The following is a 13,423-nucleotide window of genomic DNA, read 5'->3' as shown; positions in this document are numbered from 1 at the left end:
CATTAATTTATAAAGCCTGAAGCTCTTCCTACACTTTTAGCTCCAAACCGGTCTTTAATTTTATCCAGAGTTTGATATAATGAGATAAGTTCTTCCGTATCTTCAAACAGATTCATCTGATGACTTCCATGGACAAGACCTGTAAACCTGACACCTACTAGACGAATTCTCATCCTTCGAGTATATACTTTCTTAAACAATTCCAAAATATATTTTAAAAGGGTATGATCTGCTGAGGTATAGGGAATTCTACATTGTTTGGTCTCTGTATCAAAATTGGCATATCGAATCCTGACCGAAACTGTCGAGGTCAGCCATTTTTCGTTTCTTAGCTGATAACATAGCTGTTCCACCATTCCGGAAAGAATACTTCTTATATTATCGATATCTATAGTATCAACTGCAAAAGTTGTTTCCGTAGATATTGATTTTCTTTCTGAATACTGAACGACCGGATTATTATCAATGCCGTTGGCTTTTTTCCAAAGCTCAATTCCATTTTTTCCAATCAATTGCTGCAATATATCAGCAGGCATTTGAGATAATGTTTCTATTTTTCTAACCCCCAGCCTTGAAAGCAATTCAAAAGTCACATTACCGACCATAGGAATTTTTCTGATGGACAAAGGATTTAAAAACGGTTGAATGAACTGAGGCTTTAATTCCATTTTTCCTGCAGGCTTTGCTTCCCCGGTTCCTATTTTTGATACCGTTTTGTTGGTAGACAGTGCAAAACTGATAGGCAAACCTGTGTTTTTCCTCACTGCATCCGCAATCTCAGTTGTCCATTGGTAGCAGCCAAAAAACTTGTCCATTCCCGAAAGATCAAGATAAAATTCATCTACACTGGCTTTCTCCATTACAGGAACTTTCTCCTGAATGATTTCTGTTACTACATGCGACATATTGGAGTAGTATTCCATATCACCTTTAATCACTTTTGCTTCGGGACACAGACGTTCTGCCATCCTGATAGGCATAGCAGAACGCACTCCGAATTTTCTGGCTTCATACGAGCAGGATGCCACTACACCACGATCTCCACCTCCTATGATAATAGGCTTATTTTTCAGTTCAGAATTTTTAAGCCTTTCACAGGAAACAAAGAATGTATCCAAATCCATATGTGCAATCGCTCGTTCCATTTTACAAAATTAGTTACGTTTTTAAACAATTTTTGTATTTTTGCTGTCATAAATTATGACAATGTCAATTTTTGCAGATAACATCGTGTTTTTGAGAGGTAGAAAAAAGCTGTCCCAACACAAGTTGGCTGAAGAACTTATTCTGACCCGATCCAGATATGTTTCTTATGAATATGGAGCTGCTGAGCCTCCCATTGAGGTATTGATTAGGATATCGAAGTATTTCAATATCAGTATTGATCTTTTGGTCACTGTAGATATCAGGAAATTTCCATTGGAAGAGATGGTTAATCTTCCCGGGAATAAAATTTTGTTGCCTGTTGTTGTAGATTCTGACGGAAGTAATTTCATAGAAATTGTTCCGCAGAAAGCTTCTATGGGTTATTTGAAAGGATTCAGTGATCCTGAATTCATTGAAAGCCTTCAAAAAATGCAGCTTCCTTTTTTAAAGAACGGAAAGTACAGGGCTTTCTTGGCAGATGGTGATTCAATGCCTCCATTCGCAGACCAGTCGATTATTATTGGTGAATATGTTGAAAAATTAGAAGACTTAAAACCCAATAAGGAATATATTTTTGTGACTAATGATGGAATTACCTACAAAACGTTTATCAGAAGAAATAAAAAAATTATTACAGTGTCTGCAGATAATTCATTTTATGAACCATATGATATTACTTTGGAAGATATAGCTGAAGTATGGCGTTATGTAAGAGGAATATTACCACAGGATTATAAACCGCATTCTTTTCCTGATGAAGCCAATCTGAAAAATTTGCTGAAAGAAGCGAAGAGAAGTATCAGCAATCTGGAAAACAGTCTTCTGAAATTAAATCAATAGAGAAAAAAAACTTCGTCGAAGGGAAGTAAAAAACACAATGATGAAAAAAATCCCATTTATACGGGACAGATCAAATTTAAATATTTTATAAGAAAATAATAATGAGCCAGCTGAGTTTATTTGATGCAGAAGAATTTTATGAATTTCCAAAAGACCTTTTGGAATACAAAGAGAATTTTCTGAGCAGAGAGGAAGCAGATCTTTTGAAAGTTCAACTTCTTGACACTGTGCCTTGGGAACAGCGTACTCAGAAGATGTATGACAAAACAGTATTAACACCACGTCTCACCGCATGGTATGGCGATAATAATTCCTATGATTTAGATGGAAATGTTTCCGGTGCTAACCCATGGACTCCTGAACTCCTGTTTTTAAAAGAAAGAATTGAAAAAGAATTTGGCTATCAGTTCAATGGTGTTTTACTTAACCTTTACCGTGACAACAATGATTCAGTTGCTTGGCATAGAGATAAAGAAAGCCGCTATGGTAAACGACCTGTCATCGCTTCAATCAGTCTCGGAGAAACCAGAAATTTTGATTTCAGAAAAAAAGACCATCATCAAAGCAAATACAGCTTACCCTTGCCTCACGGTTCACTACTCATCATGAAAGGTGATTTACAGGAAAACTGGGAACATAGGATTGCCAAGTCTACAGTTCTTATGAAACCCCGTATCAATTTGACTTTTCGATTAATCGGTGCTTCATAAAGGCATATTAATTATATAGGGGGAAATAAAATTTAATAACAATTAGTATATGTTGTTATCATACAAATTAGATCTTTTAATTTTTCCAGTATAACCTGCAGATTTAAATATATGGGTATACAGATTTTCCTGATTTATATTGATTCTAGGGTCTAACAATATTTCTTCTATAAAATCATTTGGATCTATGGGAAGCTTAACAAATTTTCTTTCACCGTTTTTATAAAAATCATCTTCAGTTTGACCTCTTTTCTGAATTATTATTCTTACTTCATGCTCGTGCCTGAATTCATCTCTTTTGATAAATAAGGAATTAAAGGCCATTGTTGGATCAGGTAATATTTGAGAGGTGTATTTACTTATTATATTTTTCATTTTATTTTTTGAATAATAAGTCACTGGTGCAATAGCTTTTTGTCTTGTGTCGAATCTGTCCACTAATAAGGTTTCTGAATCATATACAGCTTTAGAAAGTTTTGAAAGCTTTGTTTTGATCACCACACCTTGTTTCATGGGTGAGTAGATTCGCCAGATTGCATCAGTTTCTTTTTTCATTGTCCAACATTGACCATAAAGGGAGTCTGTAAAAGCGTTCAATGAAGTAAAGTGCTCTCCAAATTTAATTTTAGATTTGAATAAAAAGTTTTCGTAAGGATCTTCCCAATTCTTAGTTTTCACCAATACGATATTCTTATGCAACAACATCTCCAGAAGTCTTTCAAAATGAATACATCTGTAAATTGGAATATTAAAATCTTTATCAGTAAATGATTTGGGAAAGTTTTTTATAATTGTATTATCTATCATCTCTTGTTATATTGTATTTGGTTTTAAAGGTAAAAAATTTGCTGATTCAAGAGCTTCTTTTAATTTAACAGGTAAATATTTGTTATAAAATTCTTCATTAATCAACCAATTATCTGATACGTATAAAAGAGATGACAAAACAAAATGCAGTGCCGATTCTATATCTAATCGATCCAGTAGTTTTTTAAGAGTACTGAAATTTTCATTTTTTGTTGTGAAAATTAGCTTTGTACTTTCTTTAAAAGGATGAATAATCAGGCATGCGTTATCATCAAATGATAAGTCCTCATTTTTAATCGTTAAATTCCCCAAGTAACAAAAGAAAATTGGAATCACTTTATCCATTTCAATAATATGAGATTTTAAATTTTCCTCCTTATCTAAAATAATATCCTGCCAAATCAGTCTTTTGAATTTCAAAGCGTCATTTACTATCTTTTTTCTTTGTTTTAAAAGTTGTTCAAAATCTTCGTGTCTGGAATCTGCAAAATGAAAGTCTTTAAATTCTATGCTCAGTAAATTGAATAAACTTCTATATTTTCCATTAGTAAATTTTTCAAACTTTTCCTGCCTTTTCTTAATAAGTTTCTCTACACTGTTTTCAGTTTTTTTTAAGACGATGTCCCAATAGACATGATGATAACAAATTGCTTTATAGATTAATGTCTGTAATTCATGCTCATATTCCAGTTGTTCTTTTTTTTCATACTCAAACATATTCTCGTGGAATTCACAAAATCCAGGAAACGTCAGGGCTTTATTTATTCCGACTTTACTGATCTTAATTTTTCTTTTATCTAAATCAGCTGCAGGATAAAGATAATGTCCATTGTGAGCATTTTTTCTAAGAAGTGATTCCTGAAATAAATGCGATTTTACCGCTTTTTTTCTACAGTACTTTACAGAGCACTTCCTGTTTTCCGAAAATGAGTGTAAATGAATTTTGCTTGTATACAGAAGTTCTTTTGTTTCAGATTCGTCAAGCTGAATCGAACCATAATCTTTGTAAGCTTCTTCTAAAATATCGTTTAGAAAAATAACGTTTTCGTTTGCAATTTCTTCTTCCATGTTTTAGATAATATTTTATCTATCCTCTAAAATAACCCTTATTTATCATTCACGACAAATTTAAAAGATTGTATGTTAAAGGAAATCAATCAGATTCCAGTTCTTTTTTTATTTTTTGTGAAAATCTTTTCGGTACTACGAAAAGATAGTGATTTTATCTGATGTTCATTATCCAATTTTACCACAATAAAGTTGATCAACTGTTCAAAAAAAAATTAACATTAAAAATTACAGTTATGAATATCGAAAGAACAGAATTTATTGTGTGGATGGAACGGATTATGGAAAGATTTGACATTCTGAAAGAACAAATAGCCAATAATCAATCCAGATTTATTGAGATAGATGGTGAGCAGCTGCTCGATAATCAAGATGTCCTGCAATTGCTAAAAATCAGCTCAAGATCTTTGCAGCGCTACCGCACCAGTAAGAAGTTACCCTACTATACAATCAGTGGAAAGTTGTATTATAAACTTTCTGATGTCCATCAGCTTATCAGAGATTGTTTAAGTTCTTAGTATAACTAAGACAGAGGTTGCCAAATAAGCTCATGTAAATCTATCTTGAGAATGTCCGTAGTGATGAATTTACTTTTGTCCCATTAAAATTTATTTTTATGGATGAAGTCACACAAAAGGAAGCTGATAAAATCAAGCCTGCATCGGATACACTGTTGGTTCTTGACAAAGACAGCAATAGAGTTGAGATGGTTAAAGGGGTTGATAAAGATGGACATCTTCAAAAAATTTCTCGTGAGAATCAGAAAGGCAATGAGCCATTCATTCGTGTAGATAAGCATGGTGATCTGTTTTCCAACTTCTTTTCCAATTTTTACAGACAGCTTAAAAATCCTTCCCGTTTCAACTTTTTCAAAGTTTCAGAATATGATGCAATCAATACAGCAAAAGACCTTCAGCAATATGTGGATCAGGCATCTCCTGAAGAAAAAGAAAAACTGAAAGAATATGAAATATTACCTAAAAATATTAACCCATTAAAAAATCAGAATACAATGGAAAATAACACAGACAATCAGGAATACCGTTTTCAGCCAGAGCAGATCGACTGGAAAACGATGGAAAAGTTCGGACTTAATCAGGAAAAGCTCGAGAAGATGAATGCGATGGATTCTTTACTCAGAGGTTATAAGACCAATAATTTAATCCCCATTACAATCAATCTCGGAACTGCGGTCAGTAAAATGGATGTGAGACTGTCACTTCAAACGGGAGATACAGGTCAGGTTGCTGTACATCTTCACGGAATCCGCAGAGAACCCAATTTCAATCTTAAGTTCCTTGGACATGAATTCAGTGACGAAGACAAGAAAAATCTCAGAGAAAGTGGTAATATGGGAAGGGTAGTAGACTTAGTCAATCCCAAAACCAACGAAATCATCCCTTCCGTTATCAGCCGTGACCGGCTTACCAATGAATTGGTTGCATACAGGTCAGAGTATATGAAAATCCCGGATGAAATTAAAGGTGTAAAGCTGGATGAGCACCAAAAGCAGACCCTGCTGGAAGGGAAACCTCTTTATCTGGAGGGAATGACCTCTACTAAAGGTGCTTCATTTGATGCTACGGTACAGTTCAATGCCGATAAACGCTATGTTGAATTTCTCTTCAACAACAATCAAAAGCAAGAGCATAATCAGCAGCAAAGCAAAGAACAAAATATAACCAACGAGCAGAGCCAAAATACTCAAGGCGAAGCACCGAAAGTGTTCAGAGATAAAGAGCTGGATGATAAGCAATACGAGAAATTCAAAGCAGGTGAGACCGTTTATGTCAGTGGACTTGTAGACGGAAAAGGCAAAGAATATCAGGGCTATATTACTTTCAACAAAGACACTTCCAAAACAGATTTTTCTTTTACCAATCCCAATAAGCTAAAAGAAAAAGCTCAGCCATCGGAAGATCACAAAACTCAGAAAGCAGTTAATACTGATGGTAAAACCAATGAAGCCACTAAAAATATCAAAGAACCGCTTCAGTCTAAACAGCAGCAGCCCGTAAATAAACAGCAGGAAGCGGAACAGCAAAAGAAACCTGTAAAATCCAGAGGACGTAAAATGTAAATAAATCTAAAGTTATGAAAGCCATTATCGCCGAAAAACCAAGCGTTGCAAGAGAGATTGCACAAATACTCAATGCCAGAGAAAAAATGGAAGGTTACATTGAAGGAAACGGATACTGTATTACCTGGGCATTAGGTCATTTAGTATCATTGGGAATGCCGGAAGATTATGGTATAAGAGGTTTTGATAAAGCCTCTTTACCTATCTTTCCCGCACCATTCCTATTAGTGCCAAGGTCGATAAAAAAACAGAGTCAAAAAGGCCATCAGCCTGATTCTTCTGCACTCAAACAAATAAAGATTATTCAAAATGTCATCAATAAATGCAGCAGTATTATTGTAGCAACCGATGCAGGAAGAGAGGGAGAGCTCATCTTCCGGTACATTTATCAATACCTTCAGTGTGATAAACCTTTTCAAAGACTTTGGATCAGTTCACTTACTGAAAAGGCTATACAGGAAGGATTTAAAAAACTACAACCCGGTTCTATATTCGAAGGTTTATATCTTGCTGCTAAAGCCAGAAGCGAAGCGGATTGGTTAGTTGGGATCAATGCAACCCAAGCGCTGAGCATTGCTGCCAATCAGGATGTCTATTCCTTAGGCAGGGTGCAAACACCAACACTGGCTTTAATCTGTAAAAGGTATGAAGAGCACAACCACTTCACCCGCAGGAAATACTGGCAAATCCAGTTGAAACACCGGAAGGAATATTTAGATTTTACCAGCCAATCCATCCAGCAATGGGAAGATAAAAAGCAAATTGAACAGGTTTTAAAATCTATTGAACGCGAAGGTAGAGCCATCATTGAAGATATATCTATAAAAACCGTTCAAGAAACCTCTCCCTTACTTTTTGATCTTACAGAACTTCAGAAAGAAGCTAACCGAAAGTTAGGACTTTCAGCTGACGAGGTTCTGAAAACTGCACAAGCTCTTTACGAAAAAAGATTCATCAGCTATCCGAGGACGGGAAGTAAATATATTCCTGAAGACCTTTGGACGGATATCCCTGAATTGGTAAGAATGTTAAACACAACTGACCAATTCAAGTCTGCTGTTTCAACACTCAAATTCGGTAATTTCAGCAAACGTATGGTTAATAACCTCAAGGTGACGGACCATCACGGGATTCTAATCACCACTAAAATTCCATCCGCACTTACCGCAACTGAGAAAGCCATTTACAATATGATTGCTTACCGTCTACTTGAATCCCTTTCAGAGCATTGCTCCAAGCAGATTACCCACATTACGGTTAAAGTTCACCATTATGAATTTAACATCAAAGGTTCAAAAATACTGGTTCAAGGCTGGCGGGCTATCCAAGGAGTTCTATCAGATATCCATGGAAATGATACCGATGACACAATGAATTCTAATAAAAATAGTACAGATGAGAAGCTTGTCAACCTTCCCGAATTCAAAATCGGAGATGAGCTTAAAATTTCTCAGGCAAATTTACAGGAAAAAATAACCCAACCTCCCAAACTGTATAGTGAAGCAGATCTTTTGTCAGCAATGGAAAACGCGGGACGACTGATCGAAAATAAAGAACAACTGAAAGCGATTTCAAATATCGGTATAGGTACTCCAGCTACCAGAGCTTCCATCATAGAGACCCTGCTTACCAGAAACTACATCATTCGAAAAAATAAAGCTTTAGTACCGACTGAGAAAGGTTTAAAAGTTTACAATCTGGTTAGAGATAAAAAAATAGCCAATGTACAAATGACGGCAGAGTGGGAAATAACTTTAGATAAAATTGAAAAAGGAGAATACAATCCTGAACAATTTATGACAGACATTAAGAATTACACGAATGAAATCACTAAGGAACTTTTAGCATTATCAATTCCCCAAGAAAGTATTTCAAATCTCCAATGTCCCAAGTGTAAAAATCAAAACCTGATCATCAGAGAAAAAATAATCAAATGTCCGGATGAAAACTGTTCATGGCTGCTATTCAGAAATATTTGCGGAGTACAACTTAGTACAGAATATATTACCTCTTTACTTACCCAAAGTAAAACACCACTTATCAAAAATCTGAAAACTAAAAACGGGAAAAATTTTGATGCATATATATTATTAAAAGATAATCTGACAACAACATTTGAATTTATAAATCCAATTTCAAAGAAATAATTAGATTTAACTTATATTTGTTACAAACTAATATTATCAGTTGCATATGCCCCCAAAACCTCAAATCAAAATAATGCTTTCCTCTACTGTGCATGGCAGTAAGCATATTATTGAATCAATATATGCTACTTTGGAAAGGTTTGGATATAAGGTTCTTTGTTCGCATATGGGAACTATTTACTCAAAGCCAGGTTTGTCTCCCGAAGAATCTTGTTTAGCTGCTGTAGAAGAATGCGATTTCTTTTTTGGTGTTATTTTTCCTTATTATGGCTCGGGAATTACTCATAAAGAGTTTATCAGAGCGGTTGAACTGAATAAGCCAAGAGGTTTTTTAGCTCATTCACATATTCCGTTTTTACGAACTTTACTTAGGCAATTTATGTATGACGAGCACGGAAATAGAACAGGATTTAGATTAGATAAAACTACTGTTTTAGACAGTTTGGAAGTTATAGAAATGTACAATTTAGCGATAGGGCATGGGCTTCCCTTAAAAAATAGATTGTGGACACAGGAATTCAGTAAGTATGAATTAGATGGAAGTCCGTTTATTAAAACTTTATTTGAAGATTACCCAAGATTTGAAAAAGATTTAAATGATTTAAAAAATGGAAAATAGTAATCTTAAAAATTTAGTTCAAAAAGGACAGAGTAATACCTTAGCATTTCTTGAAGATTTAGATTTAGATCAGATTGCTATAATTCTCTCAAGTCTATTAAATCATAAAGGAGGAAATCTAATTGTAGGAGTTACTGATTCAGGTAAACTTAAAGGCATTTCCAATCAGTACAGTCTTAATGAGATTAAGTCTTTTCTAATTAATTCAATTGTTCCGGAAAGTCCTATTGAAATATTTGAGGAATTAATCAATGATAATTCATTTTTAATATTTAAAGTTTGGGAAGGAACAAGACAGCCTTACATATTTAATGGAAACATTTATTACAGAAAAGGAAAATTTACTGATAAAGCTGACTCTCAAGAGCTTTCAGTATTGATACATGATCGCCAAAAAAATGAACTTCATTGGGAAAGACAAGCTTCTTTAGGTTTTGAATGGGAAGATTTAGATCTTAAAGGTCTACGATCTGTAATGACTGATGCCAAAGCAAATAATAGAAGCAGTTATCAAGGAGAAGATGAATTAGAATTTTTAAGCCACTATGGGTTATTTAATAATGGTTCATTTTCTAACGCATGTATTGTACTTTTTGCTAAAAACCCCGGGCAGTTTTTACCACAAACCCGAGTACGCTTAACTGAATATCCAAGCAATAAAACCGGGGACAGTTTAGTAAGAGATGAAGTGATTGAAGGAAATCTGTTTGTTATTAGAGAGAGGTTAGAGAAGTTTGTTTCCGGTATGGGAACAAAAAGTATATTCTCACATGATGAATGGAAACGTCATGATTTTAAATATCCTGTTAAAGCCTTGCAAGAAGGTATTATAAATGCTTTAATTCATAGAGATTATAGCCGATTTAACAGTCATCTGACTATTTCAATTTATCCCGGTTCTTTTGTAATTGCGAACAGTGGTAATCTACCTGAAGAAATGAAAATTGCTGATTTAAGGAAAAATCATCGATCATTTCCAGCAAATCCAGATATTGCACAAATTGTGTTTTTGTTGGGTTATATTGATAAATTAGGACGTGGAACAGTTAAAATTATTGAAGAATGTAAAGCTTCGGGACTTAGAGAGCCTAAGTGGACTAATAAAAGTAATGAGGTTGTATTAACTTTTTACGGTCCTGTTGCCAATATTGGTAGTAAGTCAGATAAGACAGTTAATAATACTAAGGATACTTATGTTATTAATGATGCAGTAGATGATGCAGTAAATGATGCAGTAGATGATGCAGTAAATGATGCAGTAAATGATGCAGTAAAAACTAGATTAAAATATACAGTTAAACTTATATATACTCAAGATTCAGTCTCTCTGAAAGACTTAGTAGCGCATTTTGACAGCTCCAGAGCCACAATTCAAAGAGATCTTTTATTATTAAATGCAGTTAATATAATTACAAGAATAGGTTCAGATAAGTATAGAGAATACGCCTTAAATGATGCACTAAAAAAACAATTTGATGCACTAAAAAAGTAATAATTGATGCACTTAGTTTGATATACTGAGCATTTAAAAAACTGCTTGACTTTTTAAAAAAAATAATGTAACTTTGGCTTCAGAATTACATATATGTAATTCTGAAGCCGTAAAATACCTTATGGTTATTTAAGTATTTGGAATTCAGCTACTTGAAGTTGCAATGAAAAATTTAGATTATTACTTACCAATAATGGAATTCTATATTGCAAAAATTACTCACTCTGTTATTAATGAAAGTGAACTAAATGATGTTCTTGCTTTAATTAAAGATAATAGAGGTTTAAAAAGTCGCAATAGGGAAGAGGTAAAGAATTTTATACTTGACAAATTTGTTAAAGAAAAATTTTTAGGAACACCCAATCTATACAGTTTCAGCACTGACGCGAATATTTTAGAAATATTTTCTGCATTTTCAAGATTTTCGTTTTTCAGCTATCAAACTGCATTATTTATGCACTCATTGGTAGATGAACTTTCCTATGATATTTTTATGGTTAAAGAAAGAAAACCTTATGACCAGCAATCACAAAATTTGTTGACACAGCAATCAATAGATGAATCATTTAAGAAAGATCCAAGGATAACAACAAAGAAAAGAACAATAAGAGGTCATCAAATCAATATTATTAGCGGACAGTTTCAGGATGGTAGAGGAGTTATTAAATCTAAACAATGTTATATTGCTGATTTAGAAAGAACTTTAATTGATTGTGCAGTCCGTCCTTTTTATGCAGGTGGGTCACTAAAAGTACTAAAAGCGTTTAAGTCTGCAAAAGGAAGGCTTAATACAGAAACGCTATATGAATATTATTCAAAAATGAATTTTACATACCCATATTACCAAGCTATAGGTTATTACCTGGAACAGTCAGGATATGAGGAAAGTCAATATGAACCCTTCTTAGAGTATGAACAAGAATTTGATTTTTATCTGGAGTATAACATGACGAAAAAATCATATAACAAGAAATGGCGTATTTACTTTCCAGTCTAAAAAAAACATACGAGATACTATATAGAATTTTCCATTATTCAAAACCTTTAAGCTAAGCTTTCATTATATTCGATAAGGAATTTTTGACTTTTTAATCACCACATTTTCATATTCCATTTTTTGTATCAACCCGTGCAGTGAAGATTTAGCTGAATCAAATCAAAACCCAGAGAGTGATTCATATTAATTCTTTATTGTAGAAAAACCTGATTATATTCGTACTAACAATAAATTTTCACGTATCGCTATCGGGGAATATTTTCTAAACATTTTTTTAAGGTCTATATCTTTGTAAAAAGAATTTTAAAACTTAAAAAAATGCCAAAAAAACAAATTACTCAAGCTGATTTAAAAAGAATTCAAAAAGTAACGGCTCTTTTACATGGAGGAATAACCCCAAAAGACAGCTTTGCTGCAAAAGTCCAACGTTTACTTGCTAAGAAGGGGAAGCACACTAACTAAAGGATTTCAGTAATGGCGTCCTTTTTAAAATTTTATAAATGATTGAAATATTTCTAAGCTATCTAAATCAAAATAAATACTCTATAGAATCACCTGTCTATAAAAAGTATTCTTCATTGGTTTATCCAAAATTTATAGGAGACCGTTTTGATGAATATAAAAACGGTTTGCCTGATAATTTTAACGATTTTGTACTCAGATTCAAAAATTATTTTAATGAAAATACTCCGGACGGCGCAGATATAAATATGAGTGAATTTAATTTTAAGAACTTATCCTCAGCTGTTGTAAAGTTAGATGATGTCACCGGGTTTATATCGAGCAGTGAAAGGAATTTATATTTATTCTTTGGATTTTTTATTATACAGTATGTGCATATTCTGACAATCATTTCAATCAGAAAGAGAACCCCTGTTTATTTTAAGGAAGACATACTTAAGTATTTTGACAGGAAAATCCAATTCAGCCAGGCTGCAATTGCTAAAGAGTGGGAGGTAGACAATGACACCTTATCCAAATGGCTTGAGATTATGTATCAATCCAACCCTTTTGTAAAAAGGAAAAGAATTAATCTGAGCGAGTATCTCAGGGTGTATAACGATTTTTTCATCTTAAAAAATGAGAGAAAGACTGGAGATGATTATTTTATGATTCCGGAAGAAAGAATTAATTTTTATATTATGACAGCTGTTAAGGGCAAAACTTATACGAAAAGTGAGGTCATTGAGTTGGGTTTTAATCTTGATGATAAACCAACGACCACACATTATACGCAGGCAAAAAAAATTCTTTCAGAAAAATTTCCCTATTATAAACGTATTAATAAATTTCCAAATTCATGGGCATTAGAACTAATTGAACAACTGAAAGTAAGATGATCAGTGTAAAAAAAGTTCAGTTCTTATAATGCTATTAAAAGTTGATTGAGTAACAGCTTTGAGTTTTTAAATTTAGTCTGTTTTCATAGTGTAGTATACCTGCCCACTATAAAAGTTATCAACTACAATTCTCAACTAATTCTCAAAAAAAAAAAATTGGAATATCAGTTATTATAT

Annotated in this window: 13 protein-coding genes; 10 read left to right on the top strand and 3 right to left on the bottom strand. The window is 33.5% G+C overall.

Features of this window, described 5'->3' with window-relative positions:
- Nucleotides 1-2: 2 nt before the first annotated feature.
- Nucleotides 3-1,145, bottom strand: coding sequence for a DNA polymerase IV (dinB, locus tag AC0NBN_RS07275; protein ID WP_160812819.1), 1,143 nt, complete (start codon nt 1,143-1,145; stop codon nt 3-5).
- A 61-nt stretch (nt 1,146-1,206) separates the two neighbouring features.
- Between dinB and AC0NBN_RS07270 the strand changes: the two genes are divergently transcribed.
- Both AC0NBN_RS07270 and AC0NBN_RS07265 read left to right on the top strand, forming a co-directional pair.
- On the top strand, nt 1,207-1,986 hold the full coding sequence (locus AC0NBN_RS07270) for a LexA family transcriptional regulator (RefSeq protein ID WP_160812820.1): 780 nt from the start codon (nt 1,207-1,209) through the stop codon (nt 1,984-1,986).
- A gap of 101 nt (nt 1,987-2,087) precedes the next feature.
- Nucleotides 2,088-2,696, top strand: coding sequence for an alpha-ketoglutarate-dependent dioxygenase AlkB (locus tag AC0NBN_RS07265; protein WP_160812821.1), 609 nt, complete (start codon nt 2,088-2,090; stop codon nt 2,694-2,696).
- A 42-nt stretch (nt 2,697-2,738) separates the two neighbouring features.
- Here the strand turns inward: AC0NBN_RS07265 and AC0NBN_RS07260 are convergent, their stop codons facing one another.
- Both AC0NBN_RS07260 and AC0NBN_RS07255 read right to left on the bottom strand, forming a co-directional pair.
- Nucleotides 2,739-3,503: a DUF2971 domain-containing protein gene (locus AC0NBN_RS07260; protein WP_160812822.1), complete on the bottom strand. Its 765-nt coding sequence runs from the start codon at nt 3,501-3,503 to the stop codon at nt 2,739-2,741.
- 6 nt (nt 3,504-3,509) lie between these two features.
- Nucleotides 3,510-4,571: a hypothetical protein gene (locus AC0NBN_RS07255; RefSeq protein ID WP_160812823.1), complete on the bottom strand. Its 1,062-nt coding sequence runs from the start codon at nt 4,569-4,571 to the stop codon at nt 3,510-3,512.
- 236 nt (nt 4,572-4,807) lie between these two features.
- On the opposite strand from AC0NBN_RS07255, the gene AC0NBN_RS07250 reads away from it, so the two are divergent.
- The 8 genes from AC0NBN_RS07250 (at nt 4,808) to AC0NBN_RS07215 (ending at nt 13,246) form a co-directional block, all read left to right on the top strand.
- Complete coding sequence (locus AC0NBN_RS07250) at nt 4,808-5,089, top strand: helix-turn-helix domain-containing protein (protein ID WP_160812824.1); 282 nt, start codon at nt 4,808-4,810, stop codon at nt 5,087-5,089.
- Nucleotides 5,090-5,187: 98 nt separating this feature from the next.
- Nucleotides 5,188-6,651: a DUF3945 domain-containing protein gene (locus AC0NBN_RS07245; RefSeq protein ID WP_160812825.1), complete on the top strand. Its 1,464-nt coding sequence runs from the start codon at nt 5,188-5,190 to the stop codon at nt 6,649-6,651.
- A gap of 14 nt (nt 6,652-6,665) precedes the next feature.
- Nucleotides 6,666-8,798: a type IA DNA topoisomerase gene (locus AC0NBN_RS07240; protein WP_160812826.1), complete on the top strand. Its 2,133-nt coding sequence runs from the start codon at nt 6,666-6,668 to the stop codon at nt 8,796-8,798.
- 73 nt (nt 8,799-8,871) lie between these two features.
- The gene (locus AC0NBN_RS07235) at nt 8,872-9,417 is read left to right on the top strand and encodes a DUF4062 domain-containing protein (protein ID WP_160812827.1); all 546 of its coding nucleotides are present in this window, start codon (nt 8,872-8,874) and stop codon (nt 9,415-9,417) included.
- Nucleotides 9,407-10,909: an ATP-binding protein gene (locus tag AC0NBN_RS07230; protein WP_160812828.1), complete on the top strand. Its 1,503-nt coding sequence runs from the start codon at nt 9,407-9,409 to the stop codon at nt 10,907-10,909. Before AC0NBN_RS07235 ends, AC0NBN_RS07230 begins: the two co-directional genes overlap by 11 nt.
- A 163-nt stretch (nt 10,910-11,072) precedes the next feature.
- Nucleotides 11,073-11,906, top strand: a complete 834-nt coding sequence (locus AC0NBN_RS07225; protein WP_160812829.1) for a hypothetical protein — start codon at nt 11,073-11,075, stop codon at nt 11,904-11,906.
- 318 nt (nt 11,907-12,224) lie between these two features.
- Nucleotides 12,225-12,368: a hypothetical protein gene (locus AC0NBN_RS07220; RefSeq protein WP_474467716.1), complete on the top strand. Its 144-nt coding sequence runs from the start codon at nt 12,225-12,227 to the stop codon at nt 12,366-12,368.
- 38 nt (nt 12,369-12,406) lie between these two features.
- The gene (locus tag AC0NBN_RS07215) at nt 12,407-13,246 is read left to right on the top strand and encodes a hypothetical protein (RefSeq protein ID WP_160812830.1); all 840 of its coding nucleotides are present in this window, start codon (nt 12,407-12,409) and stop codon (nt 13,244-13,246) included.
- The last annotated feature ends 177 nt before the right edge of the window (nt 13,247-13,423 follow it).

Source organism: Chryseobacterium sp. L12 (assembly GCF_056133985.1).
The sequence above is the reverse complement of the archived record's forward strand: the minus strand, read 5'-3'. Positions and strand labels throughout refer to the sequence as shown.

Coding starts and splice junctions, on each gene's coding strand:
- AC0NBN_RS07230 (WP_160812828.1), top strand. CDS start 9,407: ATGGAAAATAGTAATCTTAAAAATTTAGTTCAAAAAGGACAGAGTAAT.
- AC0NBN_RS07235 (WP_160812827.1), top strand. CDS start 8,872: ATGCTTTCCTCTACTGTGCATGGCAGTAAGCATATTATTGAATCAATA.
- AC0NBN_RS07255 (WP_160812823.1), bottom strand. CDS start 4,571: ATGGAAGAAGAAATTGCAAACGAAAACGTTATTTTTCTAAACGATATT.
- AC0NBN_RS07245 (WP_160812825.1), top strand. CDS start 5,188: ATGGATGAAGTCACACAAAAGGAAGCTGATAAAATCAAGCCTGCATCG.
- AC0NBN_RS07240 (WP_160812826.1), top strand. CDS start 6,666: ATGAAAGCCATTATCGCCGAAAAACCAAGCGTTGCAAGAGAGATTGCA.
- AC0NBN_RS07220 (WP_474467716.1), top strand. CDS start 12,225: ATGCCAAAAAAACAAATTACTCAAGCTGATTTAAAAAGAATTCAAAAA.
- dinB (WP_160812819.1), bottom strand. CDS start 1,145: ATGGAACGAGCGATTGCACATATGGATTTGGATACATTCTTTGTTTCC.
- AC0NBN_RS07225 (WP_160812829.1), top strand. CDS start 11,073: ATGAAAAATTTAGATTATTACTTACCAATAATGGAATTCTATATTGCA.
- AC0NBN_RS07270 (WP_160812820.1), top strand. CDS start 1,207: ATGTCAATTTTTGCAGATAACATCGTGTTTTTGAGAGGTAGAAAAAAG.
- AC0NBN_RS07250 (WP_160812824.1), top strand. CDS start 4,808: ATGAATATCGAAAGAACAGAATTTATTGTGTGGATGGAACGGATTATG.
- AC0NBN_RS07265 (WP_160812821.1), top strand. CDS start 2,088: ATGAGCCAGCTGAGTTTATTTGATGCAGAAGAATTTTATGAATTTCCA.
- AC0NBN_RS07260 (WP_160812822.1), bottom strand. CDS start 3,503: ATGATAGATAATACAATTATAAAAAACTTTCCCAAATCATTTACTGAT.
- AC0NBN_RS07215 (WP_160812830.1), top strand. CDS start 12,407: ATGATTGAAATATTTCTAAGCTATCTAAATCAAAATAAATACTCTATA.